28 protein-coding genes, 2 tRNA genes and 1 other RNA gene are annotated in these 26,001 nt (G+C 72.0%); 18 read left to right on the top strand and 13 right to left on the bottom strand.

The genetic code is table 11. The features are described 5' to 3' along the window. Positions 1-28: 28 nt before the first annotated feature. Both ACGFZS_RS10960 and ffs read right to left on the bottom strand, forming a co-directional pair. A complete protein-coding gene (locus ACGFZS_RS10960; protein WP_393794819.1) occupies positions 29-2,401 on the bottom strand; it encodes a DNA polymerase III subunit gamma and tau in 2,373 nt (790 codons plus the stop codon). Between the two features lie 73 nt (positions 2,402-2,474). Next, positions 2,475-2,569, bottom strand: an RNA gene (gene ffs / locus ACGFZS_RS10955) — signal recognition particle sRNA small type. Positions 2,570-2,642: 73 nt separating this feature from the next. Here ffs and ACGFZS_RS10950 point away from each other — a divergent pair. Beyond that, positions 2,643-2,730: transfer RNA gene (locus tag ACGFZS_RS10950), tRNA-Ser, on the top strand. 223 nt (positions 2,731-2,953) lie between these two features. Here ACGFZS_RS10950 and ACGFZS_RS10945 read toward each other — a convergent pair. Beyond that, the gene (locus tag ACGFZS_RS10945) at positions 2,954-3,142 is read right to left on the bottom strand and encodes a hypothetical protein (protein ID WP_393794818.1); all 189 of its coding nucleotides are present in this window, start codon (positions 3,140-3,142) and stop codon (positions 2,954-2,956) included. A 363-nt stretch (positions 3,143-3,505) separates the two neighbouring features. Here ACGFZS_RS10945 and ACGFZS_RS10940 point away from each other — a divergent pair, with 363 nt between their 5' ends. Both ACGFZS_RS10940 and ACGFZS_RS10935 read left to right on the top strand, forming a co-directional pair. Then, positions 3,506-4,927, top strand: coding sequence for an ATP-binding protein (locus ACGFZS_RS10940; RefSeq protein ID WP_393794817.1), 1,422 nt, complete (start codon positions 3,506-3,508; stop codon positions 4,925-4,927). 360 nt (positions 4,928-5,287) lie between these two features. Beyond that, positions 5,288-6,037 (top strand): hypothetical protein, encoded by a 750-nt coding sequence (locus ACGFZS_RS10935; protein WP_393794816.1) that lies wholly within the window; start codon positions 5,288-5,290, stop codon positions 6,035-6,037. Between the two features lie 47 nt (positions 6,038-6,084). Here the strand turns inward: ACGFZS_RS10935 and ACGFZS_RS10930 are convergent, their stop codons facing one another. From ACGFZS_RS10930 to ACGFZS_RS10900, 7 genes are all read right to left on the bottom strand, one after another. Further along, a complete protein-coding gene (locus tag ACGFZS_RS10930) occupies positions 6,085-6,630 on the bottom strand; it encodes a hypothetical protein (protein ID WP_393794815.1) in 546 nt (181 codons plus the stop codon). 233 nt (positions 6,631-6,863) lie between these two features. Next, positions 6,864-7,583, bottom strand: coding sequence for a PH domain-containing protein (locus ACGFZS_RS10925; protein WP_393794814.1), 720 nt, complete (start codon positions 7,581-7,583; stop codon positions 6,864-6,866). Between the two features lie 127 nt (positions 7,584-7,710). After that, on the bottom strand, positions 7,711-9,729 hold the full coding sequence (locus ACGFZS_RS10920; protein WP_393794813.1) for a copper resistance protein CopC: 2,019 nt from the start codon (positions 9,727-9,729) through the stop codon (positions 7,711-7,713). Between the two features lie 140 nt (positions 9,730-9,869). Continuing rightward, positions 9,870-10,631 (bottom strand): SDR family NAD(P)-dependent oxidoreductase, encoded by a 762-nt coding sequence (locus tag ACGFZS_RS10915; RefSeq protein ID WP_393794812.1) that lies wholly within the window; start codon positions 10,629-10,631, stop codon positions 9,870-9,872. Next, positions 10,628-11,074 (bottom strand): cupin domain-containing protein, encoded by a 447-nt coding sequence (locus ACGFZS_RS10910; protein WP_393794883.1) that lies wholly within the window; start codon positions 11,072-11,074, stop codon positions 10,628-10,630. Before ACGFZS_RS10910 ends, ACGFZS_RS10915 begins: the two co-directional genes overlap by 4 nt. A gap of 54 nt (positions 11,075-11,128) precedes the next feature. Then, on the bottom strand, positions 11,129-11,800 hold the full coding sequence (locus ACGFZS_RS10905; protein ID WP_393794811.1) for a GNAT family N-acetyltransferase: 672 nt from the start codon (positions 11,798-11,800) through the stop codon (positions 11,129-11,131). Beyond that, on the bottom strand, positions 11,793-13,916 hold the full coding sequence (locus ACGFZS_RS10900) for a penicillin acylase family protein (RefSeq protein ID WP_393794810.1): 2,124 nt from the start codon (positions 13,914-13,916) through the stop codon (positions 11,793-11,795). The genes ACGFZS_RS10905 and ACGFZS_RS10900 overlap by 8 nt, the downstream gene beginning before the upstream one ends. Positions 13,917-14,109: 193 nt before the next feature. Here ACGFZS_RS10900 and ACGFZS_RS10895 point away from each other — a divergent pair, with 193 nt between their 5' ends. The 4 genes from ACGFZS_RS10895 to ACGFZS_RS10880 all read left to right on the top strand — a co-directional run bounded on the left by ACGFZS_RS10895 (position 14,110) and on the right by ACGFZS_RS10880 (position 16,131). Next, the gene (locus ACGFZS_RS10895) at positions 14,110-14,721 is read left to right on the top strand and encodes an HhH-GPD-type base excision DNA repair protein (RefSeq protein ID WP_365694660.1); all 612 of its coding nucleotides are present in this window, start codon (positions 14,110-14,112) and stop codon (positions 14,719-14,721) included. Positions 14,722-14,839: 118 nt separating this feature from the next. After that, complete coding sequence (locus tag ACGFZS_RS10890) at positions 14,840-15,487, top strand: HdeD family acid-resistance protein (RefSeq protein WP_393794809.1); 648 nt, start codon at positions 14,840-14,842, stop codon at positions 15,485-15,487. Between the two features lie 94 nt (positions 15,488-15,581). Next, entirely contained in the window at positions 15,582-15,929 is a 348-nt protein-coding gene (locus ACGFZS_RS10885) for a hypothetical protein (protein WP_393794808.1), read from the top strand. Between the two features lie 73 nt (positions 15,930-16,002). Continuing rightward, positions 16,003-16,131, top strand: coding sequence for a hypothetical protein (locus ACGFZS_RS10880; protein ID WP_359211859.1), 129 nt, complete (start codon positions 16,003-16,005; stop codon positions 16,129-16,131). A gap of 34 nt (positions 16,132-16,165) precedes the next feature. On the opposite strand, the gene ACGFZS_RS10875 is transcribed toward ACGFZS_RS10880, so the two are convergent. Then, the gene (locus tag ACGFZS_RS10875; RefSeq protein ID WP_393794807.1) at positions 16,166-17,740 is read right to left on the bottom strand and encodes a helicase HerA-like domain-containing protein; all 1,575 of its coding nucleotides are present in this window, start codon (positions 17,738-17,740) and stop codon (positions 16,166-16,168) included. A 115-nt stretch (positions 17,741-17,855) separates the two neighbouring features. Between ACGFZS_RS10875 and ACGFZS_RS10870 the strand changes: the two genes are divergently transcribed. Together ACGFZS_RS10870 and ACGFZS_RS10865 are read left to right on the top strand one after the other, a co-directional pair. Beyond that, positions 17,856-18,152, top strand: a complete 297-nt coding sequence (locus ACGFZS_RS10870; RefSeq protein ID WP_003999914.1) for a type II toxin-antitoxin system VapB family antitoxin — start codon at positions 17,856-17,858, stop codon at positions 18,150-18,152. Positions 18,153-18,285: 133 nt separating this feature from the next. Next, positions 18,286-18,942, top strand: coding sequence for a LytR C-terminal domain-containing protein (locus tag ACGFZS_RS10865; protein WP_393794806.1), 657 nt, complete (start codon positions 18,286-18,288; stop codon positions 18,940-18,942). Positions 18,943-19,075: 133 nt separating this feature from the next. Here ACGFZS_RS10865 and upp read toward each other — a convergent pair whose 3' ends face one another. After that, entirely contained in the window at positions 19,076-19,711 is a 636-nt protein-coding gene (gene upp, locus ACGFZS_RS10860) for a uracil phosphoribosyltransferase (RefSeq protein WP_123975854.1), read from the bottom strand. A 115-nt stretch (positions 19,712-19,826) separates the two neighbouring features. Here upp and ACGFZS_RS10855 point away from each other — a divergent pair, with 115 nt between their 5' ends. The 9 genes from ACGFZS_RS10855 to ACGFZS_RS10815 all read left to right on the top strand — a co-directional run bounded on the left by ACGFZS_RS10855 (position 19,827) and on the right by ACGFZS_RS10815 (position 25,542). Next, positions 19,827-20,015, top strand: a complete 189-nt coding sequence (locus tag ACGFZS_RS10855; RefSeq protein ID WP_393794882.1) for a hypothetical protein — start codon at positions 19,827-19,829, stop codon at positions 20,013-20,015. A 362-nt stretch (positions 20,016-20,377) separates the two neighbouring features. Beyond that, entirely contained in the window at positions 20,378-20,905 is a 528-nt protein-coding gene (locus ACGFZS_RS10850; RefSeq protein ID WP_355713613.1) for a hypothetical protein, read from the top strand. Between the two features lie 56 nt (positions 20,906-20,961). Next, positions 20,962-21,393, top strand: coding sequence for a tRNA adenosine(34) deaminase TadA (gene tadA / locus ACGFZS_RS10845; RefSeq protein ID WP_393794805.1), 432 nt, complete (start codon positions 20,962-20,964; stop codon positions 21,391-21,393). A gap of 66 nt (positions 21,394-21,459) precedes the next feature. After that, positions 21,460-21,544, top strand: a tRNA-Ser gene (locus tag ACGFZS_RS10840). A 284-nt stretch (positions 21,545-21,828) separates the two neighbouring features. Further along, the gene (locus tag ACGFZS_RS10835; RefSeq protein WP_359211878.1) at positions 21,829-22,005 is read left to right on the top strand and encodes a hypothetical protein; all 177 of its coding nucleotides are present in this window, start codon (positions 21,829-21,831) and stop codon (positions 22,003-22,005) included. Between the two features lie 23 nt (positions 22,006-22,028). Then, entirely contained in the window at positions 22,029-22,322 is a 294-nt protein-coding gene (locus tag ACGFZS_RS10830; RefSeq protein WP_393794804.1) for a Dabb family protein, read from the top strand. Positions 22,323-22,515: 193 nt separating this feature from the next. Then, positions 22,516-23,421 carry an RNA polymerase sigma factor SigF gene (locus ACGFZS_RS10825; RefSeq protein ID WP_355713797.1) on the top strand — a complete coding sequence of 302 codons (906 nt, stop codon included), beginning with the start codon at positions 22,516-22,518 and terminating at the stop codon, positions 23,419-23,421. A gap of 343 nt (positions 23,422-23,764) precedes the next feature. Then, entirely contained in the window at positions 23,765-24,691 is a 927-nt protein-coding gene (locus ACGFZS_RS10820) for an RNA polymerase sigma factor SigF (RefSeq protein ID WP_365694650.1), read from the top strand. A 143-nt stretch (positions 24,692-24,834) separates the two neighbouring features. Then, a complete protein-coding gene (locus ACGFZS_RS10815) occupies positions 24,835-25,542 on the top strand; it encodes a hypothetical protein (protein WP_393794803.1) in 708 nt (235 codons plus the stop codon). A gap of 194 nt (positions 25,543-25,736) precedes the next feature. Here the strand turns inward: ACGFZS_RS10815 and ACGFZS_RS10810 are convergent, their stop codons facing one another. Continuing rightward, positions 25,737-25,943 (bottom strand): hypothetical protein, encoded by a 207-nt coding sequence (locus ACGFZS_RS10810; protein ID WP_355713594.1) that lies wholly within the window; start codon positions 25,941-25,943, stop codon positions 25,737-25,739. Positions 25,944-26,001 lie beyond the last annotated feature (58 nt).

The following is a 26,001-nucleotide window of genomic DNA, read 5'->3' as shown; positions in this document are numbered from 1 at the left end:
CCGCCGAGGGCGCCGCCCCCGGGTGCCGTCACTCGTTCTGGATCTCCTCCACGACCGTCGCCCCCAGCTCCTTCACGATCAGTTCGTGGCCGGAGAGGGCCGACTCGTCGAGGTCGGGGTCGTCCTCCTCGGGGATGTCGTCCTCGGGGGACACCGGGGGCGGTTCCGGGGCCGCGGGCCGCGGGGCCTGCGTCGCCGGCGCCGGGGCGGGCGACGGGCGGCCCTGGGGGGACGGGGCCGCCGCCGGGGCGGGCTGCGCGGGTGCCGGGTGGGCCGGAGCCGCCGGGGCGGAGCCGCCGTAGCCGGAGGACGCCGTAGGCGCGCCGTAGCCGGAGGACGCGGCAGGCGCGCCGTACCCGCCGACGGCGCCGGGCTGGCCACCGCCGTACCCGCTGCCGACCGGGGCCTGGCCGCCGCCGCCCGTCGGGTCTACGACCGCCTCGATCCGCCACTGCACACCGAACTGCTCGGTCAGCGCCTGCCGCAGCACGTCCTCGCTGCCGCTGCCGCCGAAGTTGTCGCGGGCGCCGGCGTTGACGAAGCCGAGCTGGAGGGTGGTGCCGTCGAAGCCGGTGACCTGGGCGTTCTGGCTGAGCAGGATCCAGGTGAAGCGGCGGCGGTTCTTGACCGCCTCCAGGATGTTCGGCCAGAGCACGCGGGGGTCGAGTCCACCGGTGGGCGCGGCGGCTGCCGGGGCGGGGGCGGCCGGAGGCGCGGACGCCACGGCCGGGGCCGGAGCGGGCGCCGGGGCACCGGTCGGGGGCTGGGCGGGGGCCTGGGCTGAGGCCTGCTGGGGCGCCGGGGCGCCCGGGGCCGCGGCCGTGGGCCAGCCGCCGGGGCGACGGGCCGCGCCACCCGCGGGCGCCGCGGTCGGCCAGGCGCCGGGCGCCGGGGCGGGAGCGGCGGCAGTGGGCGCGGGCGGAGGCGGAGGAGGGGTGGCCGGTGCGGCGGGGGCAGGCGCCGGAGGAGGGGCCGGCGCGGGATGCACGGGGGCCGGAGCCGCAGCTGGAGCCGGAGCCGGCTGCTGAGGGGCCGGCGGGGCCTGCGAGGTGTGCGGGGCATGCGAAGCCTGCGAGGCGTGCGGAGCCGGTGCGGGCGCCGCTCCCCCTCGTACCGCCGCCCGGGCGGCCGCCATCCCGCCGCCCTGGGGCACCTGGACCGGTGCCGCGGCCTGAGCGCCCATGTGGGCCTCGGGCCCGGGGACGTACCCCATCGCGGGCGCACCGCCCCCGCCCGAGAAGTTGACGCCCCGCTCCAGCCGGTCGAGGCGGGCCATCACGGACCGCTCGTCGCCATAGGCGGCCGGCAGCAGCACGCGCGCGCAGATCAGCTCCAGCTGGAGCCGGGGAGAGGTGGCGCCGCGCATCTCGGTCAGCCCCGCGTTGACGAGGTCGGCGGCGCGGCTGAGCTCGGCGGCGCCGAAGGTGCCAGCCTGGGCCTGCATCCGTTCCAGCACGTCGGCGGGGGCGTCGAACAGCCCCTTCTCCACGGCGTCCGGAACGGCGGCGAGGATCACGAGATCCCGCAGCCGCTCCAGCAGGTCGGCCACGAACCGGCGCGGGTCGTTCCCGCCCTCGATGATGCGGTCGACGACCTCGAAGGCGGCGGCGCCGTCCCCGGTCGCGAAGGCCTCGACGACGGAGTCGAGCAGCGACCCGTCGGTGTACCCGAGCAGGGAGGTGGCCATGGCATACGTCACACCCTCCTCGCCCGCGCCGGCGAGGAGCTGGTCCATGACGGACATGGAGTCACGCACGGACCCCGCACCGGCGCGCACCACCAGCGGCAGCACGCCGTCCGCGACGGGGATCCGCTCCTTCCCGCACACCTCGCCGAGGTACTCCCGCAGCGTGCCCGGCGGCACCAGCCGGAAGGGATAGTGATGGGTCCGTGACCGGATGGTCCCGATGACCTTCTCGGGCTCGGTCGTGGCGAAGATGAACTTGAGATGCTCCGGCGGCTCCTCGACGACCTTGAGCAGCGCGTTGAAGCCGGCCGACGTGACCATGTGGGCCTCGTCGATGATGTAGATCTTGTAGCGGCTGCCCGCGGGGCCGAAGAAGGCCTTCTCGCGCAGCTCACGGGCGTCGTCCACACCACCGTGAGAGGCCGCGTCGATCTCGATCACGTCGATCGAGCCCGGCCCGTTCCGCGCCAGGTCCTGACAGGACTGGCACTCCCCGCACGGGGTCGGCGTGGGCCCCTTCTCGCAGTTCAGGCACCGGGCCAGGATCCGCGCGCTGGTCGTCTTTCCGCATCCACGCGGACCGCTGAACAGGTACGCGTGATTGACCCGGTTGTTCCGCAGCGCCTGCTGCAGCGGGTCGGTGACATGCTCCTGCCCGATGACCTCGGCGAACGACTCCGGGCGATAGCGGCGGTACAGCGCGAGAGACGACACACATACGAGGTTATAGGCGCCCACTGACAACCCACCCCGCCGAAGCCCCCGCGCCCGGCACGGCCCGGCGCACGCAAGCGCCCCCCACGCACCCGCCAGAGCCAACCTACCCTTGCTGCCTTCCGGCCCTGGGGGAGTTCAGTCAGATAGCGCCGCGTGAGGGGCTCCGCACAGAGTACCCGACGTCAGGGGGTGGGAACGAGTTCGCAAGCACTCCTCTCGGTCATGTAATGTTCCCACCGGAGGATTCGCCTAGAGGCCTAGGGCGCACGCTTGGAAAGCGTGTTGGGGGCAACCCCTCACGAGTTCGAATCTCGTATCCTCCGCCAGCTCAGAGGGCCGGACCACGAAAGCGGTCCGGCCCTCTGGCGTTCGCCCGCCCCGGTTTCCGTCTCAGTCGCCCTTCGGGGACTCGCAGAGGACGTGTCCAACCTGCTGCACGACTTTCCTCAGCAGCGTCCCGGTCACGTGCATGTACCGGGCCCGCATGAGCGCCGCCCCCGGCCTCCCAGCCCATGACTACGTCGGCCACGACGTCCGGAACCCCAAGGATCAGCAGCGCGGTCGCGGCGGCATGGCGAGCGCCATGAAGACGGCCGTCTCGTACCCCCGCGTCCCGCAGAGCCGCTTCCAGACGTGGAAGTCGGTGTTCGGGCTCAGAGGCCAGCCGGTCGGTGAGGCGAAGACATACCCCTTGCCCTCCCAGTCGGTACCGGCCTCGATCCGTTCCGCCTCCTGCACCCCCTGATGCCGCCGCAGCAGCCTGATCAGCGGATCGGGCAGACCGACCGTGCGTCACCGGGCGCGGGACTCGGTCGTCGACGCCGGCCTCAATGTGCCGGCTGACCGCCGGTCAGAGCCGCGTCGAGCCGTTCGCCGGGTACGCGAACCATCTGCTGTGCATCGACACCGATACAGCCCGCACAGCCGAGTCCGTCGCCACGCCGGGAAGCCGAACCGTGAGCCGCTTCCATGCCAGACGTCGATGCACAGCAGATGGTTCGCGCACGGCGTCAGGAGACCCATGTCCGGCCGCCCGGATGGGGGGATAGTATCGGTGCAGATACTATCCCTGTCGATAGTATCCATAGAGGGAGGCTTGTCGTGCGTCGCTTCATCGGGCGGGACCGCGAGCTGACCGTGCTCGGCAGCGCCTTGCGGGCGGTGCGCGATGCCGTCGGGTCGGCGAAGCCGGGGCGGTGCGTCCTCATGCGGGGAAGGCGGCGGGTCGGCAAGTCCAGCCTCGTCGAGGAGTTCCTCCGGCGTACCGGGACGCCGTACCTCTTCTTCACCGCCGCGGGCGGCACCGCGGAGGACGAACTGACGGAACTGCTCGACGCCGTCGCCAGATCCACCCTGCCGGAGCGGGAACTGTTCTCCGAGGAGACCCCGACCCAGTGGAACGCGGCCTTGAGGCTGCTCGCGGAGATCCTTCCCGACGACAGCCCGAGCGTGGTGGTCATCGACGAGGTTCCGTATCTCATGGAACGCATCGACGCCTTCGAGGGCATGCTCCAGCGGGCATGGGACCGGCTGCTCAGCCGCAAACCGGTGCTTCTCCTCCTGGTCGGGTCCGATCTGTCGATGATGGAGGCGCTGAACAGCTACGACCGTCCCTTTCACCAGCGGGGCCGGGAAATGGTCGTGGGGCCGCTGAACCCGGCCGACATCGGCGAGATGCTCGGTCTGTCTCCGGCGGCCGCGTTCGACGCCGCTCTGATCACCGGGGGGCTTCCCCTGATCTGCGCCGAGTGGCGGGCCGGAGCGGATGTCCGCGAGTTCCTCCGCGACTCGCTGGACAACCCGATCTCGGCGCTGCTGGTCTCCGCCGAGCGCTCGCTGGCTGCGGAGTTTCCGCCGCAGGCGATGAGCAGGGAGGTTCTGCGTGCCATCGGTTCCGGGGAACGAACCTTCACCAACATCGCGCGCGCGGCCGGCGGCATCGCCCACACCACTCTGACCCGAGCCACTGACGTCCTGACCGAGAAACGGGTCGTCGCCACCGAGCTGCCCCTCTCGCTGAGGCCGTCGAAGGAACGCCGTTACCGGGTGGCCGACCCCTACCTGCGCTTCTGGCTCGCGTTTCTGGATCCGCACATGGCGGAGATCGAACGGATGCGGGGAGATCTCACGCTGAGCCGCATCCAGGAGCGGTGGACGAGCTGGCGTGGCCGCGCGATCGAACCCCTGGTGCGGGAGTCCCTCGCCCGTCTCCTGCCGGACGGATTCCTGCCCGCTGCCCCGGCGGTCGGCGGGTACTGGACCCGCAGCAACGACGTCGAAATCGACCTGGTGGGCGCCGACCGGCAGCCGGTGGCCAAGCAGTTGCTCTTCCTCGGCTCGGTCAAGTGGCTGGAGAACTCCGCGTTCGACAGCCACGACCTGGCGGCATTGCAGAAGCACCGGGCGGCGGTCACCGACGAGCCCGTACCGCTCGTCGCGGTCTCCCGCAGTGGGGTCGGCTGTTCCGGCCTCCAGGCCGTGTACGGCCCCGAAGAACTGCTCGGCGCCTGGCTCAGGACGTGAGCGGGAACTGAACCCCGGTGGTTGCAGTTCTGGTTGCATTCGCTGCCGTTCAGCACCGTCCACGACCTGCCCTCAGCCCCGCTCCACCGCAGGTCAGAACGCCCCCGTCCCTTCCCGAACCCCCAGACGAACATTTGGAAAGCGTGTTGGGGGCAACCCCTCACGAGTTCGAATCTCGTATCCTCCGCCAGCTCAGAGGGCCGGACCACGGAAGTGGTCCGGCCCTCTGGCGTTCGCCTGTCCGGGCCTCGGGACGGGTCCCCCGGCGGGCGTGACCCTTGCGGCGCGTGCGTCGGCGAGCCCAGACTTTTTGCTCGTGATCACTGAAGCCGACGGGGCTTCACTGACGGGGGGGGCGGCATGACGGTGTGGAGACGGGTGGGGCGGGACCTGCGGGGCCGGCGGAACCTCGATGTGTACGCGACGATCGCGGTCGCGCTGGGCACCAGCGTTCTCGCGGCGGTGGATGTGGCTCCGACGGGGAAGATCATGGCCGCTGTTCTGGCGGTCCTCGCCGTACTGGCCTTCAGCGCACTGGCCACCCGCACCATGGTCGAGGAGCTGGCCCGGGCCGGCGCCGGCGGAGGTGTCCGCTTCCTGTCGGACTTCCCGGACGATCTCAAGGAGCGGCGCGACGGGTCGGCGGACATCTATCTCGCCGGGGTCAGTCTGAGCCGGACGCTGGAGACCTCCTACCGTGCGTTCGAGAGCACCCTGTCCGCAGGAGGCCGCATCAGGATCCTGCTCACCGATCCGGACGCGGACGAGTCGGCGGTGACCACCCAGAACCGGCCGACACGACCGCGCCCGGACGAGGTGCGGGACGAGATACGTCAGTCGCTGCGTCTGCTCCGGCGCCTGCACACCGAGGCCGGAGGACGGCTGGAGGTACGCACCACCCGCACGGCGCTCAAGTTCGGCATGAACTACCTCGACGTCGACAAGGCCAATGCCCTGCTGTGCGTGCAGCTCTACTCCTTCGACGTGTCCGGCGAATCACGCCCCGTCTTCGCGCTCACCCTGGCCGACGGCTCGTGGTTCGAGACCTTCCGTGAGCAGGCGGAACGGATGTGGGACTCTTCGCAGCCGGTCCCGGCCCCCCGGTCGTAGCCCGTCGCACTCCCTTTCCGTTTCCGTCTCGCGCGGGGAAGTTCCGGCTACGACGGAGGGGCGTAGGGGTTCCCGTCCGGGGTCAGGGGGCCGTGCCACCACGTGGCCGGGGGTGGGACGGGGAACCAGTCGGGGCCGCGGTGGGTCAGCCACCAGTTGCCGATGGTGTGGAACTTGTCCTCGAAGTCGCGGTCCCAGTTGAGGAAGCCGGTGATGGGTGCTCGCAGGCGGGTGGCGCGGCCGCCCGCTTCGTAGATCACGACGGTGCGGCTGCCGAGAAGGGACTCGACCTGGATGGCCTGGACGTTCGACCAGGGGATGGTCCTGCGGCGGAGGGTGTGCACGACGGCCGCCGACGGCGTGAGCGTGACGCCGAAGGGTCGCGGGACGATCAGTCCCAGGAGCAGCAGGACGGCCCACATGGCCAGGGTGAGGAGCAGAGGACCGGGCGATCCCCCGCTCAGCCACAGCAGGGTCTGGAAGGCGGTGACCATGATGACGGGCAGCACGGACAGCAGGCGTTGGAGGCGCGTCAGCCGATAACGGACGCACTCCGCCGACGACATGGCCTCGGCCTGCGATCGTTCCCTCATCCCCCGCCCCTCCGTCCCCCGACCCCGCACGGGCCACGGCCGACGCCGGTCGACCGCTGCCAGGGCAGCATGGCGGACCATGAATGCGCTGTCCATCCGCCTGCCGCGAGGTCCGGGTCCGGGTCCCGGTCCGACAGCCGGGGCACACCGAGACGGCCGGCCGGTCCCACAGACGCGCGAGGGCAGGGCGGTGTCGACGATTCCTCGCCGGTCGCCCCGCGGTCCCGCGTCGGTCAGTCGTTGCGCAGCCGCTTGCGGTACGAGGTGATCGCGGTGAGGGCGAAGAACAGCAGTGAGCCCAGTACCAGGACCGTGAACGGGTTCAGCAGCGACTCCAGCCACCCGGGCAGGTCCACGAAGAGGGGCAGCAGGGCCAGCACCGTCAGCGGGATGAACCCCACCATCACGGCGGCGAGCCCGGCCCAGACGGCCTGCTGGCGGGCGTTGCGGCGGTCGATGGCGACGGCGGCTGCGGGGCTCGGCGCCCAGTCCGCGCCGCGCAGCTCCTCCCAGGCCCCCAGCAGGATCCCGAGTTCGCGCTCCACGTTCACGTGCTGGTCGTCGAGGAAGGGCAGCAGGACCTTGCTGCCGTCCCTGCCGTAGGCGTGCACGAGCACACCGGCGGCGTCGCTCTGCATCGCCGCGGCCGGATTGGCCTCGGCTCTGATGTCCTGGATGTCCTCCCAGGCCAGCCGCCGGCGCCTCGCCATGCCCCGCACATGGATCGCCTTGAGGTCCGCCACGGTGGAGCAGCGCAGGGTGGCGTGGAAGAGCCATCCCATGAGGGCCGCGGCGGCGATCAGGATGCCGGCCTTGACCGAGGCGGACAGGTCGTCGGGGGGCAGCACGACAGCGAGCAGCCCCAGCATGCTCAGGGCGATCGCCCACAGGAACGCCCGCATCCTGGACCGCTTCATCCGGTACTCGCGTGGCAGCGCCTCGTACCCCACCACCCACCACCCCCCTGCCCGGCGACCGCACCCGGTCACCGCTCAGGCACATGGTGTTCCCCCAACTCTCCTGTGTCGAGGGCCCGTTGGGTGACGATCGGCGTCCGGCCGCACGGCCGGCCCGCTTCGGTCAGGCGGCGATCCGGATCTTCCGCGCCACTGTCACCTGGTCGAGGTCCGACACCCGTACCGTCACGTTCATCGTCCACTCGCCCGCGATGGGGAGGTTGACGGAGTTGGTGGCCCAGTAGCCGCCCTGGTCGGTCAGGTTGGCGGGGAGGGGGCCGATCTTCTGGGCGGCGAGGGTGAAGGAGAGGCGGAGTTCGGGGACGGTGGAGATGCCGTTGTCGGGGCCGAAGACAACCGCCTGCACGGAGTTCTTGCCGACCCGGCCCGGGTCCAGGGTGATCTGCACCTTGCCGTGGCCGTTCGGGGTGCCGACGTCGAACGGGACCATGGCGATGGCGGTCGCCGGGATGCCGGTCGTGCCCGTCGCCGCCCCCGACTCGGCCGCCTCGGCCGCCGCCCGGCCGGGCAGCGTGCCGGTGAGGATCGTCGTGATGACCAGGACGGCCACGCCGATGGCGACCTCGGCGAGGACCGAGCGGCGCAGGGCCCGGTGGGGGGACGGGGTGGGGGGTTCCGCCGCCGGGAGGCCAGGGAGCGGCGCGTCTGTGGTGTCCGGGGCGTCCGTGGTGTCCGTCGTGCTCGGGTCGTCCGTGGTGATCGGGGCGCCCGTGGTGATCGGGGCGTCCGTGGTGTTCAGGGCTCCCGTTGCGTTCAGGGCCTCCGTCGTGTTCACGGCCTCCCGGGTGTCCAGGGGCGGGGCTCCGACCGTCTCCGGGACACGGTCGCGGGATGCCGTGGCCGTGGCCGGGGCGGAGGTAGGGGTCGTCGCCAGTTTCGCCGTCCAGCGGCGGGACTGGGAGGCCGCCGCCAGCAGCAGGGTCACCGCGCCGAGTTTGACGAGAAGGAGCCTGCCGTACGAGGTGTCGGTGAGCGCCTGCCAGGAGCCGAGGCCGCGCCAGGACTGGTAGACGCCGGTGACGACGAGGACCGTGACCGAGGCGAAGGCCACCCGGGAGAAGCGGGCGACGACGGCGGCCGGGAGCGGGGTGGCGGTGGTCCGGCGGAGGGTGAGGAGGAGGGCCGTGAGGCCGCCCAGCCAGAGGGCCATCGCCAGCAGGTGGAGCACCGAGGACGTCATCGCCACCGGGACCTGGATGCCCGCCGAGGCGTGTTCCGCCGACGCCCAGGTCAGGGCCAGGGCGATGGAGAGGGCGGCGGCGGTCGCCAGGAGGGGGCGGGACCACTGCTTGCGGCTACGGAAGCGGAGGTAGAGGGCCGCAGTGACCGCGAGGAGCGCGACCCTGGCCAGCAGCGCCAGCCCCGGCCGTCCGGTCGCCGCCTTGGCGAGCGCCGAGAGGTCGAGGGCCGTCGCCGGGGACGTGCCCTCCTCGTACGGGGAGCGGAGGACGAAGAGGAAGAGGGTGGCGGCCAGGAGCGCCCACCAGGCCGTCAGGAGCGGCCCGCGCAGGGGACCGGCGTCCGGGGGGCGGCAGACGGTGATGAAGGCGACCGCGCCGACCAGCAGGGCCACGGCGAGGTAGGCGACGTAGCGGCCCATGTTGTAGAGGCTGTCGGTCGCCGGGTTCTCGACCGGGCCGGTGGGGACGGTCGCCGTGGTGGCCGACGGCTTGCCCACGGAGAAGGTGAGGGCGCCGGAGACGGGGTGGCTGTCCGCCGACACGACCCGCCACGCCACGGTGAACGTGCCGGTGCCGAGCTTCTTCGGGAAGGTGATCCGGGCGGTGTCCGAGCCGGCGGGGCCGTGTTCGGCGTCGCTCGTGGTCACCCGGTGGTTGGTGGGGTCGTACACCCGGAACGAGTCGTCGAGCAGGCCGACGGACTCGGTGAAGGTGAGGGTGACCGCTCCGGGGGACGTCTTGAGTACGGCGCCGTCGGCGGGGTCGCTGTCGCGGAGGGCCGCGTGCGCGGAGGCGGGGGCGGCCGATGCGAGGAGGAGGGCGGCGAGGAGGGTGCCGACGAGGGCGAGGGCGCGTAGAGCCCTGTGCTTCGTCGGCACCGGCTGCTGCCGGTCGTGTTCTTCGCCCACGTCACCGTCCTGAGTTCGGAAACACGCGTTCATGGGTCATACGGATGGGAGGCGATTGGCACTCATTTTGTCTGCGGGTTGGTGGGGGCTGGTCGCGCCCACGCGGCGGAGCCGCATTGTCGACACAGCCCCGCGCCCCCTTCGGGGCGCTCCAGTTCGGGCGTTGGAAGACATCACCACGTCGGCCGTGCCGACACCCCTCCGTCCACCACCAGGTCGTGGCCCGTGATCCAGGACGCGAGCGGTGATGTCAGGAAGAGCACCGCGTTCGCCACGTCCTCCGGGCTGCCCAGCCGGCCCGTCGGTGCCGCCTCCTGCCATCTGCGCACCCCCTCCGGCCAGGACTCGCTCAGCCCCTCCCGGTCGATCAGGCCGGGGGAGACGGTGTTCACGCGGATGCCGAAGGGGCCGTACTCCAGGGCCGCCGCTCGCGCGTGCATGACCACCGCCGCCTTCGCCGCACTGTAGTGGGCGTGGCTGGGGGCCGGGTGGGTGGCCTCGATGGAGGCGATGTGGGTGATCGTGCCGCCGGCGGACTGGGTGCGCATGAGCTCGGCGGCGGCCTGGGTGCAGGCGAAGACACTGGTGAGGTTGGTGTCGACGACCGCGCGCCAGTCGGCCGCGGTCATGCCGGGCAGCGGCTGTACGGGTTGTACGGCCGCGTTGTTGACCAGGGCCGTCAGGCGGCCGCCGCAGCGGTCCGCGGCCTCGCGGACGATGCGGTGGCAGGTCCGCTCGTCGCCGAGGTCGCCCTGGACGACGACCGCCCGGTCGCCGCCGATGGCCGCGGCCGTCTCGCGCGCCGCCGCCACCGCCGTGTGGCAGTGCAGCGCCACCGCCGCGCCCTCCGCCGCCAGGCGCCGGGCGATGGCCCGGCCGATACCGCCGCTCGCGCCCGTGACCAGGGCGGTCTGTCCGTCCAGCAGGTGGGTCATGGGCGGCAGAGTTCCGTGATCCGGGCGGCCTCGGCGGGGTAACGCGCCGTGAGGTGGGCCGCGTTCCCGTGTTCGTACCCCTCGTAGGTGAATCCGGGGGCCATGGTGCAGCCGAAGAGGGTCCAGGCGCCGGCGGCCGCCACCCGGGCACCCACCCAGGTGCCGGCCGGGACGGTGAGCTGGAGGTGCTGGCCGTGCCGTATGTCCGGGCCGAGGACGGGGCTGCGGGTGGTGCCGTCGGGGTCGAGGAGCAGGAGGCGGAGCGGGTCGCCGAGGTAGAAGTGCCAGATCTCGTCGGAGGGGAGGCGGTGCAGGGCCGAGTAGTCGTCGGTGGTGAGGAGGGCGACGATCGCGGTGCCCTCGGGGCGGCCGTCGGCGCGTTCCGGACCGGCCCAGGTACGCCGGAACAGGCCGCCCTCGCGGGGGATCGGCTCCAGGTCGATAGGGGTCTCCCCGGTTCGAGCGAAGCCGAGAACTGGGGAAGGGCGACGATGTCCTCAGGCGTCATCATCCGGGAAGGCTACCTGCCGGGTGAGAAAGGCCAGTTGAGCGTGCTTTTCCGGCAGGTGGACGTCCGGCAGGTCGATCTCGGGGAGTACGACGGCCGGGCCGAGCGTGAAGCCCTGGCGCCGGAAGCGGGCGATCGCCCGCTCGTTGCGCACGTCCGGGTCCACGACGATGCGCCGGCGGCCGAGGGTACGCAGCGCGTAGGCCGTGAAGGTGCCGAGAAGCGCCTCCGACCAGCCCGGGCGCGGACCTTCGGCGCCGGGCGGGGCGAGCAGGACGTGGATGCCGATGTCGCCGGGGCGGACGTCGTAGCATTCGCTCACGCGGTCGGCCGTCGGCTCGTATGTCTGGAGGAGCGCGACCGGGGTGCCGTCCTTCTCGGCGAGGTGGGCGTGGTGGGTGTCGAGGGTGGTCATGTGGGCGTAGATCTCGGCGACCTGGGGGCGGGTGAGGCCGGTCATGCCCCAGAAGACGGCGCGTTCCTCACTGACCCAGGCGTGGACGACGGCGGAGTCGCGCGCCGGGTCGAGGGGCCGGAGACGGACGGTACCGAAGCCGTCCACCGCCTCCTCGTGGACGGAGGCGCGAAGGTTCGCCTGGGCCTGGGCCTGGGCCTGCGGCTGCGGCTGCGGCTGCGGCTGGGTCTGGGTCTGTTCAGGCATCGGTGTTCTCCACGAGTTCCAGGCGGTCCCAGTCGGTGCTGACGGGGACGAGTTCTCCCTTGAGCCACAAGGGGAGTTGGTCGGTGTGGTGCGGTGTGCCGGCCACGCCGTCGGAGCCGAGCGGGACCACCCAGAGGCTGTGGTCGCGGTCGGCCAGGTCCCAGACGTAGCGGGCGGCCGGGCCGCGCGCGGAGCGGTCGGTGAGACCGGGGACGGCGGAGGTGCACAGCACGCAGTCGTGGTCGCCGGACAGCGCCGGTCCTTCGTACGACGGTTCGGGCAGCGCCTGCCAGGGGGCGAGGCGGTGGGTGTCGCCCCAGGTGCGGGTCGGTCCGTCCGCGGCGACCTCCTCGATCGCCGCCCGTACGGCGGCGGGGCGGTCGACGCCGTACAACTCCTCGGCCCGCAGCAGGTGTTCGAGGGCGAAGGCGATCCGGGGGGTGAGGGCCAGCCAGGGGAGCAGGACCTCGGGGTACGCGGGGGGTTCGGTGAGGGCGGCGAAGGCGGGGTGCGCGGCGAGGTGTCGTACGACCGTGGTGCGTACGGCCGCGTAGACCGCGGCGTCGGTGCTGCCGGCGTCCATCCGGCGGTCCCAGGCGAGGAGGCGGTCGCGGAGCCGGGCGGCCTCGGGGGTGAGGTCGTCCAGGGCGGCCAGGTGGTCCAGGAGAGGGGCGGCGGAGGCGAGATGGGTGTCCATGTGGATCGCGGGCAGGTCGGCGGCGGACCAGGTGCGGCGCTCGTCGAGGAGGGCGCGGATGCGGTCGGCGCGGTGGGGTGGGGCGAACTCGACGCCGAGGGGGGTGGCCGGGCCGCGCTGGTTCGCCATCACGGCCGCGCCGTCGGTGAGTTCGCCGTACGGCGTCTCGTGCCAGCCGTGCCATGCGTGGCCGGGCAGCCAGGCGGGGGCGAGACGAGTGCGGTTGGTGCGGGAGCGGACGGGGACGCGGCCGGCGACGCGGTGCAGGGTGCCTCCGGCGGTGTCGGCGGCGTGGACGACGTTGACGGGCTCGGCCCAGGCGTCGAAGGCGCGGTCGACGTCCGTGACGTGGCGGGCGCGGAGAAGGGGGAGGAGGGCGCTGAAGCCGAGGTCGTGGGTGACGCGGGGCGGGTAGCGCAACGCGAGCGCCTCGGCTTCGCCCTCGGCGTGGGGTTCGGCGCCGTCGGCGGCTGCCGGTGCGTGGTCAGCCGCGGCTGCGGCCGCTTCGGTGATCACCGGCCCCCGGGGCGTTTCCAGGAGTTCGATCCGCAGGGACGGCTGTCCGGCTATCTCGACCGTCTCCGTGTGGCGTTCGGTCTCGGTCCAGGCGCCGTCCGGGCCGAGCGCGGCCACCGCTCCCGTCTCCGTGCGGCGCAGCCGTTCCCGGTAGAGGTCCTGGTAGTCGGCCATGGCGTTGGTGATGGACCAGGCGACCGTGCCCGTGTGGGCGAAGTGGGCGATGCCGGGGACGCCGGGGACCGCGAGGCCGAGCACGTCGAACTCCGGGCAGGAGAGGCGGATCTGCTGGTAGACGCCGGGGGACTCGATGAAGCGGTGCGGGTCGCCGGCGAGCAGGGCGTGGCCGGTGGTGGTGCGGGAGCCCGCCAGCAGCCAGCCGTTGCTGCCCACGGTGGCGGGGCCGTCCGTGGCGAAGAGCGGGACCGACTCCTCGCCCAGGTGCCGGATCGCCTCCTCGCGCCACAGCTTGGCCGGGAAGCCGGCGAACAGGATGTGGGTGGCCAGCCAGATGCCCAGGGGGTGCCAGGGCTCCCAGGTGCCGGGGGTCAGGCCGGTGCGGGCGAACTCGGGGGTGCGGGCGGCTCCGGTCGCCAGTGCCTCGTTGACGCCGGCCACGTACGCCCGTACCCAGTCCGCCGTCTCGGGGTCCTGTCTCTCCAGCGCCTCGAAGCAGCGCCTCGCGGTGTCCGCCAGGCGGGCCCGGCGGGCGAAGACGTCCCAGGCGACGGCCGGGGAGCCGAGGAAGGAGGCCGAGGTGCCCTGCGCCCTGTGCCGCTCCACCTCCAGCTGCCAGGCCCGGTCGCGGGCCGTGACCCGGCCCTGCGCGCGGGCGAGTTCGCTCGCGTCGTCCGCCCGGAGGTGCGGGATGCCCCAGGCGTCGCGGTACGTCTCGATGGTCACCCGGTGACCCCCCTTGTCTGAGGTTAGGCTTACCTAAGATGAATCGTGCAGGAATCGTACGTGAGGGGTGAGAGAGCCGAGGAGGGCGGGCCGTCGCGAGTGCGCGAGGCCGGGCGAGCCGCGCGAGTCGGGCGGGACCGCGCGAGTCGGGCGGTCCCGCGCGGGACCGGTCCGGGCGCGGGATCATCGGTGCATGGACGCCAATGCCGACACCCCCGCCGCCCTGCACCTCGCCCAGGATCCCGAGGCCGACGAACTCCTCAGCCGCAGCAGGCTCGCCGCGCTCACCGGCATGCTGCTGGACCAGCAGGTGCCGATGGAGTGGGCGTTCAAGGGGCCCGCCACCATCGCGCACCGCATGGGCACGGACGATCTGGACGCGCACGAGATCGCCGCCCAGGATCCGGAGGCCTTCGCCGCGCTGCTCTCCGAGAAGCCGGCGGTGCACCGCTACCCCGGGTCCATGGCCAAGCGGATCCAGCAGCTGTGCCAGTACCTCGTCGAGCACTACGACGGTGACGCCGAGGGCGTCTGGCGCGGTGTCGGCACCGGGGCGGAGCTGCTGAAGCGGCTCCAGGAACTGCCCGGGTTCGGGAAGCAGAAGGCGCAGATCTTCCTGGCGCTGCTGGGCAAGCAGCTGGGGGTGACGCCGCAGGGGTGGCGGGAGGCCGCGGGAGCGTACGGGGAGGCGGAGTCGTTCCGGTCGGTGGCCGACATCACCGGGCCCGAGTCGCTGGCGAAGGTGCGGGCGCACAAGCAGGAGATGAAGGCGGCGGCGAAGGCGGCGAAGGCCGGGGGCAAGTGAAGGCGACGGCCCTCACCTGGCCCCCGGGGCTCCTCCCCTGACCCGGCCCAGGGCTCCTCCTCACCCGGTCGGCCCCTCCCTGCTGGCACGGCCGACCCCGCCGGTCTCAGCTGGAGACATGACCGAGCCTCCCAGCGCCGGCCCCGCCGACGACGACCGCAAGGTGCACGCCGGTGGTGTCCGGCATGAGTCCGAACCGCCCTTCGAAGGGCCGTTGCACGCCCTCGCGCAGGCCGCGTGGCAGACCGTTCTGCTCACCGGGATCGCCTCGCTGATCCTCGGCGTCCTGGTGCTCGTCTGGCCGGGTGCCTCGCTGCTCGCGGCCGGTGTGCTCTTCGGCATCTACCTGATCGTCAGCGGCGTCTTCCAGCTGGTGGCCGCCTTCGGCACCCACAAGGCGACCTCGCTGCGCGTACTGGCCTTCATCAGCGGCGCGCTGTCGATCCTGCTGGGCCTGTTCTGCTTCCGCGGCCCGCTGGAGTCGATCCTGCTGCTCGCCCTGTGGATCGGGATCGGCTGGCTGATCCGCGGGATCACCCAGACCATCGCCGCCGTGCACGACCCGGCGATGCCCGCCCGGGGATGGCTGATCTTCCTCGGCATCGTCACGTTCATCGCCGGCGTCGTGCTGATCGTCTCGCCGTTCAAGTCGGTCGCCGTGCTGACGCTGGTCGCCGGTATCTGGCTGGTCGTCGTCGGCATCGTGGAGATCATCGCCTCGTTCGGCATCCGCGGCCGGGCCAAGCACATCCCGCGGGCCGTGTGAACGGCGTCAACCCGGCGCCTCGCCGGTACGCCGAGCGAGCGGATCTCGTGCCCGGCGCGATGAACACCGGCCGCCGCGCGGGGAGATGACCGTCATGAGCAGCAGCACCGCGGCCAGGCGTGGCCCGCGACCGGGCCATGCCTGGCCGCGGGCGCTCGTACTGCTGCTCGCCCTGCTGCTGCCCGCCGTCCCGACGGCCGCCGAGGCACTCACCGCGGCCGCCCCGGCCGTCTCGGCCGAGACCGTCGAGCACGACGTCCTCCACACCCCGCTACGACCGCCCGCCCGCGCCGTCCACCGCGCCGACGTACCCCAGCGCCCCGCGCCGCTCCCCGACCCGGCGCCCGCCGGGCCGGCCGGTCGCGGCCTGCGGCCGCGTGCGACGGCGCCGTGTCCGCCGTACGCCATGCCCCTCCTGCGCACCGTGGTCCTGCGCTGCTGACCGACCGTCCGGCCCCGCACTCCCCCAGGCCAGTCGGCTCACCCTCCGTCAGCTCTACGCAAGGAACACAGTCATGTCCTCAGACCCGTACGCGATCCTGCGCGCCCTGTTGCGCGCCGAAGCCGTCCGCAGCACGCCCAAGCCGGAGGTGAAGGCGGCGGAGCCGCCGCGGCCGCGGCCCCAGGACCAGAAGCACGGTTGATCCATGAGGCGGGGGTGGGCCGGGGTCGTCCGGCTCACCTGCGCCGGCGCGCCGTACCGAACAGGGACCGGGTGATCTCGCGGCCGAGCTGTGTGCCCACCGACCGGGCGAGGGACTTGAACATCCCGCTGCCGACCACCTGTTCGACCAACGACGGCTCTTCCTTCCCGGACTTCCCGGCCTTCCCGGCCTTCGCGGCTCTCTGGTCCTCGGCTGCGGCCTCCGGTGCGGCGGCCCGCGTCCGCTGCAGCCGCTCGTACGCCGACTCGCGGTCCACAGCCTGTGCATAACGCCCGTGGAGCGCGGACGCGCGCACCGCCGCGTCGAGTTCCGCCGCGTCGACCGGCCCCATCAGCGACTCGGGGGCGCGCAGCCGGGTCGCCGCGACCGGTGTCGGGGCGCCGTCCTCGCTGAGCACGGTGACCACGGCCTCGCCGGTGCCGAGCCCGGTGAGCAGCTCTTCGAGGTCGTACGACGACTTCGGGAAGGTCTGCACGGTGGCCCGGAGCGCCTTCTGGTCCTCGGGGGTGAAGGCCCGGAGCGCGTGCTGGACGCGGTTGCCGAGCTGGCCCAGGACGTCCGACGGTACGTCCTTCGGGGTCTGCGTCACGAAGAAGACGCCGACTCCTTTCGAGCGAATCAGGCGCACGGTCTGCGTGATCGAGTCGAGGAACGCCTTCGACGCGTCGTCGAAGAGCAGATGCGCCTCGTCGAAGAAGAAGACCAGCTTCGGCTTGTCGGCGTCGCCGATCTCGGGGAGGTCGTGGAAGAGGTCGGCGAGCAGCCACATCAGGAAGGTGGAGAAGAGGAGCGGCTTGTCCTGGACGGCGGGGAGTTCCAGGACCGAGACGACACCGCGGCCGTCCTGCGCCGTACGCAGGAGGTCGGCCGTGTCGAACTCCGGCTCGCCGAAGAAGTCCGCCATGCCCTGCGCCTCGAAGGCGGTGAGGGAGCGCAGGATCACGCCGGCGGTGGCCGTGGACAGCCCGCCGATGTCCTTCAGCTCGGGCCGGCCCTCGTCGGAGGTGAGGAAGGCGACCACCGCCCGCAGGTCCTTGAGGTCGATCAGCTCCAGGCCCTTGGTGTCGGCGTAGTGGAAGATCAGGCCGAGGGACTGCTCCTGGGTCTGGTTGAGCCCGAGGACCTTCGACAGCAGCACCGGTCCGAAGCTGGTGATCGTGGCGCGGACGGGGACGCCGTGGCCGAGGCCGCCGAGCGCGAGGAACTCGGCCGGGAAGCCGGTCGCCGTCCACTCCTGCCCGACCTCGCCCGCCCTCCCCCGGACCCGTTCCCCCGCCTGCCCGGGGCGGGCGATGCCGGACAGGTCGCCCTTGACGTCCGCCAGAAACACCGGGACGCCCTGCGCCGAGAGCTGCTCGGCGATCAGCTGGAGCGTCTTGGTCTTGCCGGTGCCGGTGGCGCCGGCGACCAGGCCGTGGCGGTTGAGCATCGGGAGCGGGATGCGGACCTGGGCGTCGGCACGGCACCGCCCGTCCCAGAGCAGGGCACCGAGGTCCAGCGCCTGGCCGGTGAAGGCGTACCCGGCAGCGATCGCGGCGACCTCGGCATCCGCTCCAGGGGGCTTGTCACCGGCTCCACCGGCACTCATCATCGGACCCTCGGTTCCCGTTTTGCCTCTTTGTCTCTTTTTACGACGTCTTTTCCAGCGTCGCACTCGGTCGCCATGGCTGCGCCCGGAACGTCAGGACCGGTAGGCTTTCCGTGTGATCTTCAAGCGCATCGGAAACGGCCGGCCGTACCCCGACCACGGCCGGGAGAGCACCCGGCAGTGGGCGGACGTCGCACCGCGCCCGGTCCGCCTCGATCAGCTCGTGACGACCAAGGGGCAGCTCGACCTGGAGACCCTGCTCGCCGAGGACTCGACGTTCTACGGCGACCTCTTCGCGCACGTCGTGAAGTGGCAGGGCGACCTGTACCTGGAGGACGGGCTGCACCGCGCGGTCCGCGCCGCCCTGCAGCAGCGCCAGGTGCTGCACGCACGCGTGCTCGAACTCGACTGAGCCGTCCGGGGATCCGCCCGGACACCCTGTCGCCACCCGCCGTTCCGCGCCGGTTGCCCCTTTCGGGTTGGACCGCGCACCGTCGGATGATCATCTATTAGTCAACGCCCCCGTGGCGCACTACGCTGCGCTCATGAGCATGCTGACTCCCCCCGGCATGGGCGGCCAGTACCGGATCACAGGGGACAAATACCCTCGCATGCGCCCGCGCCGGCGGCGTGCCCGGCTGACCCTCTCCGTGGTCGCCTCCGTCACCGCGCTCGGCCTGGTCGGCTGGGGCACCCTGCAGCTCATCGACGTCTTCACGGGCGGCGGCGGGACGGCCTCGGCGGCCGGTTCGGCGGGCGACTGCGTGAAGCGGGCCACCGCGAGCGCGAGTCCGAGTCCCGCGGCCGGGGCGACGGCGGCGGCGCTGCCGAAGCCGGCCCAGATCACGGTGAACGTCTACAACGCCACGACCCGCACGGGCCTGGCCAAGGACACCGCGGACGAGCTGAAGAAGCGCGGCTTCAAGATCGGCGACGTCGGCAACGCGCCGGCCCGGTTCGACCAGAAGATCAAGGGCACGGCGATACTGCTCGGCCCCGCCACCGCGCTGAAGACCTCGCTCCCGGTGCTGGCCACCCAGCTGACGGCCGCCGACCAGCGCACCGAGGCGGGCCGCAAGGGCGCCGCCGTCGACCTCATCATCGGCAACGCCTTCAAGACCCTGACACCCCAGGCGACAGCCGCCAAGGCGATCACGGCCCTGTCGGACCCCGAGCCGAAGGCGTCGAAGAAGACCTGCTGAGGGCGGGGCACCGCCGCCCCTCGTAAGGGGCGCTGGGGGTACCCCCGGCCGAAGGCTGGGGGAGGAACTGCGCGACCAGCCACGACGAACCCGCACCCGCGAACGCACCCCTGGCGCCATGGCGCCCGGCCTTCTACTCAGCCGCGCCGTAAAGGCGATCGCCCGCGTCCCCCAGCCCCGGCACGATGTACCCGTGCTCGTTCAGGTGGTCGTCCACCGCCGCCGTCACGACCGTGACCGGCGTGCCCGCGAGCTCGCGCTCCATGACCTCGACGCCCTCCGGCGCGGCCAGCAGGACCACCGCCGTCACGTCGTCCGCGCCGCGCCGGATGAGCTCGCGGATCGCCGCGACCAGCGTGCCGCCCGTGGCCAGCATCGGGTCGAGGACGTACACCTGGCGCCCGGAGAGGTCCTCCGGCATCCGCGAGGCGTACGTGGACGCCTGCAGCGTCTCCTCGTTGCGGATCATGCCCAGGAAGCCCACCTCGGCGGTCGGCAGCAGCCGGACCATGCCGTCCAGCATGCCGAGCCCGGCCCGCAGGATCGGCACCACCAGCGGGCGCGGGCGGGCGAGCTTGACGCCGGTCGTGCGGGCGACCGGGGTCTGGATGTCGACGGCCTCGGTCCGCACGTCCCGGGTCGCCTCGTAGGCGAGCAGGGTGACCAGTTCGTCGGCGAGCCGGCGGAACGTCGCGGAGTCGGTGCGCTGGTCGCGCAGCGTGGTGAGCTTGTGGGCGACCAGAGGGTGGTCGACGACGTGGAGACGCATGTCCACAACAGTAACCGTGCCCGGCCGCCCTTCGCGCTGGCCCGCGCTGGCCCGTACCGGCATCAAACCCCCCGTCCGGGGGAAAGTGGGAGTGACGGACGGGGGTGATGGGACCGTGCCGGAGCTGCCCGAACTGCCAGAGCCGCCTGAGACGACCGGGCCGGACGCCGAGCGGCGCCGCCGCCGGGCGCTGTTCCTGCGCGAGCTCGCCGAGGCGCGGGCGCTGCGCGACCGGGTCCAGCCCCGCCGCGCCAGGACGGCCCGGCTGCGGCACGCTCTGCGTATGCGGACGTTCCGCTGGTAAGAGCCGGTAACGCGGTAAGACACGGTAAGAGTCGTAAAGCTGATCCTTCGGCAAAGATCCACTGCTTGTGGCGCGTTGCGGTCCGCCATGGGGAAGTCCGTGCGTGGGCTGCGGGAAAACCCGCGTACGATCCGCAGGTGGCGGCAACGAGTGCGCTGGTGAGTCCGTTCGCGGACACATGAACGCCTCTTTGCATACGTGCGATCAAAACTGCCAGACACAGGGAGCCGAAGACGTCCCCTGAACGCCTTGTTTCTGCCACGATTCCGAGTGGGTGGGGCTCGGAGCACAGCTCTCCCCGCCCAGAACCTCCGCCGGGGGGACCCCCAACCGGCACGCCTAAGACCAGTGGGAGAGTCACGGTGTACTTCGCCGCACTGCTCGCGCGCACCGAAGACGGGTGGGAAGCGAGCGACACAGAGCTCGACGATGTGGAGACCCTGTCGGACCTGGCCGACCTGGCCCGGGAATCGGCCTCCGAGGCCGACGACACGGTGCTCGTCTTCATCGAGCAGGAAGACGCTTGGTTCGGCGTCGTGCGCGTCGACGGCGAGGAGGACCCCCGGGTCTTCGTCTCCAACGCCGCAGCCGCCGCCCGCAGCTCGTACGGCGAGCTCCTGCTCACCGACGAAATGCTCGGAAGGGAGCCCAAGGACGAAGCCGACGACCTGGACACCCTCGACCTCGACGGCACCGAGGACGGTGAGCCGGAGACGGAGGAGGACGACGACCCGGACAACTCCGCCGTGCCGGCCGGACCGGTCGGCGACCCCGCGATCCTGGACGACCTGGGCGTGAGCGCCAAGGAGCTGCTCACCCTCGACGAGGACGCGCTCGGCGAGATCGCCGAGGCCCTGGGCGCCTCGGACGTCCTGGAGACCGTCCGCTGACCCTCCACGAGGCATCCGGGTCCCCCGACCCGGTACGCGACCGCTGGCGGGCCGCGATGCGGCTCGCCCTGGACGAGGCCGGACAGGCCGTCCGGGGCGGGGACGTCCCCGTCGGCGCCGTCGTACTGTCCCGGGACGGTACGACGGTCCTCGCGACCGGTCACAACGAACGCGAGGCCACCGCCGACCCCACCGCGCACGCCGAGGTGCTCGCCCTGCGCCGGGCGGCCGCGGCGCTCGGGGAGTGGCGGCTCACCGGCTGCACCCTCGTGGTCACGCTGGAGCCCTGCACGATGTGCGCGGGCGCCCTGGTCCAGTCCAGGGTCGACCGGGTCGTCTACGGCGCCCGCGACGACAAGGCCGGAGCCGCCGGCTCGCTCTGGGACGTCGTACGGGACCGGCGCCTGAACCACCGCCCCGAGGTCGTCGAGGGCGTCCTGGCGGAGGAGTCCGCCCGCCTCCTCGCGGATTTCTTCCGCGACCGCTGAGGCCCGCCCCCGAGCCCCCGAATACCGATTTCAGAGCACGGCCCCCCGTGCTGTAAGGTCTCCCTCGGTAGCGTGTCCGAGCGGCCGAAGGAGCTCGCCTCGAAAGCGAGTGTGGCGCAAGTCACCGAGGGTTCAAATCCCTCCGCTACCGCTTCGAGAAAGGGCCCCGTCGAAAGACGGGGCCCTTTTCGTGTTTCGGTATCCGGGAGGACGGAGTTCTCCGGGGCGAGGGTGATCTCCGGACGACGGCAATCTCCGGAAACGGGGGCTTCCGATCCGGCCACGCGCCCCCGAACGCGCCCCGGTGGTCGGTAAAGGGCTTCGACCAGCGGGGCGTTGGCCCTTGAGGGGGGCGTGAGGGCTACACTCGCGCCCGGCAGAGAGCGCACAGGGTACGCAGACACGCCGGCTGAGGCGGGCACAGGGGAGGCCGCGGTGGCGGTGAATGCCAAGAAGATCGCCACGTATGTGCTCGTGGTCTTCGCGCTGTACGTGATCATCACGGATCCGGCCAAGGCGGCCGACTACGTCCAGATAGGCTTCGAGGGCATATCGGACGCGGCCAAGGCCATCGGGCAGTTCATGACCTGGCTCGTGAACGGAGCCAAGTAGCGCACCCCCCACCAGGAGCATCGATGATCCGCCATCTGGTTCTTTTCAAGCTCAACGACGGCGTCGGACGCGACGATCCGCGCGTCGTCGCGGGCGCCGATGCCTTCTTCGCGCTCGGCGACCGGATCGAGGAGCTGCGCTCCTGGGAGTGCGGCTGGAACATCACCGACCGGCCCATCGCGTACGACTTCGCGATCAACTCAGCGGTCGAGGACACGGACGCGCTGAAGCGGTACGTGGAGCACCCGGACCACCAGGCCGCCGCCGGGCAGTGGCGGGAGTTCGCCACGTGGGTGATCGCCGACTACGAGTTCTGAGCGCCCCGCCCGCTTCGGAGCACGGCCCCCCGCCGGGAACGGCGGGGGGCTTTTGCGTGCCTTATGCCTCAACTTGCCCACATTCATTCCGACTCGCACTCAACACGACGCTATGGGGTGCTTGCACACAGTGCACATGTCTTGTGATGCTATGACCGCTTTTGACGGATGATTGACCGATGAAGAGGTGGCGTTGACCGTGTCGGCCAGTTCTGCGCCGCCCCAGGAAGAGGCGCCCGCCCCCACCCAGACCGCCGTTCAGCCCCCGGCCCAGCCCTCCGCCCAAACGCCCGCCCAAGCGCCCGCCCAGGGCCCCGCGCCGGCCCCCGAGAAGCGGCGGGGAGCCGACACCCGGGCGCTGACCCAGGTGCTCTTCGGCCAGCTCAAGGAGCTGAAGCCGGGCACGCCGGAGCACAACCGGGTGCGCGCGGCGCTCATCGAGGCGAACCTCCCGCTCGTGCGCTACGCGGCCGCCCGCTTCCGCTCCCGCAACGAGCCGATGGAGGACGTCGTCCAGGTCGGCACCATCGGGCTCATCAACGCCATCGACCGCTTCGACCCGGACCGGGGCGTGCAGTTCCCGACCTTCGCGATGCCGACCGTCGTCGGCGAGATCAAGCGCTACTTCCGCGACAACGTCCGCACCGTGCACGTACCGCGCCGGCTGCACGAGCTGTGGGTCCAGGTCAACAGCGCGACCGAGGACCTGACCACCGCCTTCGGCCGCTCCCCCTCCACCGCCGAGATCGCCGAGCGGCTGCGGATCAGCGAGGACGAGGTGCTCTCCTGCATCGAGGCCGGCCGGTCGTACCACGCGACCTCCCTGGAGGCCGCCCAGGAGGGCGACGGACTGCCGGGGCTGCTCGACCGTATCGGCTACGAGGACCCGGCCCTGGACGGCGTGGAACACCGCGACCTGGTCCGCCACCTCCTGGTCCAACTCCCCGAGCGGGAGCAGCGGATCCTGCTGCTGCGCTACTACAGCAACCTCACCCAGTCCCAGATCAGCGCGGAACTCGGCGTCTCCCAGATGCACGTCTCCCGCCTCCTCGCCCGCAGCTTCCAGCGCCTGCGCTCGGCCAACCGCATCGAGGCCTGACCCCCCGCGCCCGCACCGCGCCCGAAAGGCCCGTTACCGGTCCGAGACCCGCCCCGCGCGACTTGGTACGAACGTAACCGCGCACAGGATCGAGCCATCACCGGCGCGAGCGAATCGCTCACCAGCGCACTTCCCGACAGTTGAGGGTCGAAAAAGCGTCAGACCCCCTGCATCCAGGGCGGATTCACTTCCTACGTGTCGACATGTCACTACAGCGTGTTGCCGACATGTGACATTCTGCCGGAAGCGCGTTTGCCGGGGCCCCGGCTCCGGTATTCAGGTGAAGGCGCGGTTCCTCCCAGGGAACACCGCCGCGACCGTCCCGCGACCCAAAGGGGGTGGCATGTCCGCAGACCAGGGCAGCTCGAAGGTGCTCACGCCCACGCCCAGCGAGGCAGCGCCCAAGGAGCTCGACACCATCGACGTGCTCGACAGCATCGATGGCACGATCGACGGCGCCCCGGCGCTGGAGGCTCCGCCGGCCCAGGAAGTTCCGGCCGTCTCGGAGAGCCTCGACACCCGCACCCTGTCCCGCTCCCTGTTCCTGCGCCTTGCCGCACTCGAAGAGGACAGCCCCGAGCGTGCCTACGTCCGGGACACCCTGATCGAACTCAACCTCCCCCTCGTGCGCTACGCGGCGGCCCGCTTCCGCAGCCGCAACGAGCCGATGGAGGACATCGTCCAGGTCGGCACCATCGGCCTGATCAAGGCGATCGACCGCTTCGACTGCGAACGGGGCGTGGAGTTCCCGACGTTCGCGATGCCGACCGTGGTCGGCGAGATCAAGCGGTTCTTCCGGGACACCTCCTGGTCGGTGCGCGTCCCGCGCCGCCTCCAGGAGCTGCGCCTGGCCCTCACCAAGGCCAGCGACGAGCTGTCCCAGAAGCTGGACCGCTCCCCGACGGTTCCCGAACTCGCCGCCGTGCTCGGCGTCTCCGAGGAGGACGTCGTCGACGGCCTCGCCGTCGGCAACGCGTACACCGCCTCCTCCCTCGACTCCCCGGCCCCCGAGGACGACGGCGGCGAGGGCTCCCTGGCCGACCGCCTCGGCTACGAGGACACGGCCCTGGAGGGCGTCGAGTACCGCGAGTCGCTCAAGCCGCTCCTCGCCAAGCTCCCGCCGCGCGAGCGCCGGATCATCATGCTGCGCTTCTTCGCGAACATGACCCAGTCCCAGATCGGCGAGGAGGTCGGCATCTCCCAGATGCACGTCTCCCGCCTGCTGACCCGCACCCTGGCCCAGCTCCGCGAGGGCCTGATCTCGGACTGAACCGTCCCCGCTCCCTCGGGTTCCGCACCGGACCGGTCCTACGGGTTCCTTACTGACGGAGTGTCAGCCACACTGGCGCGATGCTTCCCCGTAGGACTCCGAGCGGAACTCCGAGCAGGGCACTGGGCGGTCGGTGGGCCACCGTGACGTCGGCGTCGGCGGTGTCGGCGGCGGCCGTCTGCCTGGCCTCGGCACTCACGGCGTGCGGCGCCGGCGGTGGCAGTGGCGGCGGCTATACGGCGGTGGGGGCGGCGGGCGGTACGACACCGGCGCCGGCCCGGCCGACGGGTTCGGTGACCCTGGTCCCGCTGGACGGGGCAGCCGGCGGAACGGGCACGGGCAACGGTACGGGCGACACGTCCACCGCGGCACAGGGGCCGGCGGCGACGGGACCTGCGGCCGGCTCGCCGTCCCGGCCTTCCGGTTCCGCCTCCCCTTCCTCCCGGCGCGGGAGCACTCAGCAACGTCCGGGCGACTCCACCGCGCCGAACTCACCCGGTCCCGGCACCACTTCACCCGGCACCACTTCACCCACCACCGCGTCCCCCGCAGCCCTCACCTGGAGCGCCCCCACCCGCGAGGCCACGGACAAGAGGTGGTGCGAAAAGGTGACGGTCGCCTTCCGGAACTCCGGTGGCACCGCGGTCCGTTCGGGCTCGGTCACCCTCGGCACGCACATCATCGACCTGCTCGGCATCGACTGGGCGACGATCAGGACGACCAAGACCCTGCCGGCCCCGATCGCCGCCGACTCGGGCAAGAACGCGACCTGGACGGTCTGCGTGGACGACTGGCGGGTCCCGCTGGGCATGCACATCGAGACCCGGGTCGTGACGGTCGACTGGAGCTGAGCGGGCCACGACCACCAGCACGGCGAGCGTGACAGGTGTACGGCTCGGGGCATGGGCGGCGCCGGTGAGGAGGGGGTTCGCCCTGCCCTGCCCAGCCGGCCTCCGGCCCACGCGGACACGACGAAAGCCCGGGGCGCGGAGACCCCGGGTTCTTCGTCGGGCAGCGGCCCGGACGCGCCGTAGTGGGCGCCGTGCTACATGAACGCCAGCCAGGCCACCGCCGCCACCACGACCACCGCGGCGACGACGCCGAGGATCAGGCCGACGCGGGGGCCGGAGGAGGAAGAGTAGGTGGACGTCGTCTGCTGGGAGGTCTGCGGGGCCTCGTCGACGAACGCGCGGAACATCTGAGTGCTGCCTGCGGGGTCGTGGTTGCCCTGGGGGCCCTGGGTGTTAGCCATGGCCAGAGACACTAGCGAATCCGGGGGTGCGGCCCAAGTGGGGGGCCACCCGCGCAGG

It is taken from the genome of Streptomyces sp. NPDC048288, from assembly GCF_043201555.1.
Lineage (GTDB): Bacteria > Actinomycetota > Actinomycetes > Streptomycetales > Streptomycetaceae > Streptomyces.
The sequence above is the reverse complement of the archived record's forward strand: the minus strand, read 5'-3'. Positions and strand labels throughout refer to the sequence as shown.

Coding starts and splice junctions, on each gene's coding strand:
- ACGFZS_RS10935 (WP_393794816.1), top strand. CDS start 5,288: ATGACGGTGTGGAGACGGGTGGGGCGGGACCTGCGGGGCCGGCGGAAC.
- ACGFZS_RS10930 (WP_393794815.1), bottom strand. CDS start 6,630: ATGAGGGAACGATCGCAGGCCGAGGCCATGTCGTCGGCGGAGTGCGTC.
- ACGFZS_RS10920 (WP_393794813.1), bottom strand. CDS start 9,729: ATGAACGCGTGTTTCCGAACTCAGGACGGTGACGTGGGCGAAGAACAC.
- ACGFZS_RS10915 (WP_393794812.1), bottom strand. CDS start 10,631: ATGACCCACCTGCTGGACGGACAGACCGCCCTGGTCACGGGCGCGAGC.
- ACGFZS_RS10905 (WP_393794811.1), bottom strand. CDS start 11,800: ATGCCTGAACAGACCCAGACCCAGCCGCAGCCGCAGCCGCAGCCGCAG.
- ACGFZS_RS10895 (WP_365694660.1), top strand. CDS start 14,110: ATGGACGCCAATGCCGACACCCCCGCCGCCCTGCACCTCGCCCAGGAT.
- ACGFZS_RS10890 (WP_393794809.1), top strand. CDS start 14,840: ATGACCGAGCCTCCCAGCGCCGGCCCCGCCGACGACGACCGCAAGGTG.
- ACGFZS_RS10885 (WP_393794808.1), top strand. CDS start 15,582: ATGAGCAGCAGCACCGCGGCCAGGCGTGGCCCGCGACCGGGCCATGCC.
- ACGFZS_RS10880 (WP_359211859.1), top strand. CDS start 16,003: ATGTCCTCAGACCCGTACGCGATCCTGCGCGCCCTGTTGCGCGCCGAA.
- ACGFZS_RS10875 (WP_393794807.1), bottom strand. CDS start 17,740: ATGAGTGCCGGTGGAGCCGGTGACAAGCCCCCTGGAGCGGATGCCGAG.
- ACGFZS_RS10865 (WP_393794806.1), top strand. CDS start 18,286: ATGAGCATGCTGACTCCCCCCGGCATGGGCGGCCAGTACCGGATCACA.
- upp (WP_123975854.1), bottom strand. CDS start 19,711: ATGCGTCTCCACGTCGTCGACCACCCTCTGGTCGCCCACAAGCTCACC.
- tadA (WP_393794805.1), top strand. CDS start 20,962: ATGCGGCTCGCCCTGGACGAGGCCGGACAGGCCGTCCGGGGCGGGGAC.
- ACGFZS_RS10830 (WP_393794804.1), top strand. CDS start 22,029: ATGATCCGCCATCTGGTTCTTTTCAAGCTCAACGACGGCGTCGGACGC.
- ACGFZS_RS10820 (WP_365694650.1), top strand. CDS start 23,765: ATGTCCGCAGACCAGGGCAGCTCGAAGGTGCTCACGCCCACGCCCAGC.
- ACGFZS_RS10810 (WP_355713594.1), bottom strand. CDS start 25,943: ATGGCTAACACCCAGGGCCCCCAGGGCAACCACGACCCCGCAGGCAGC.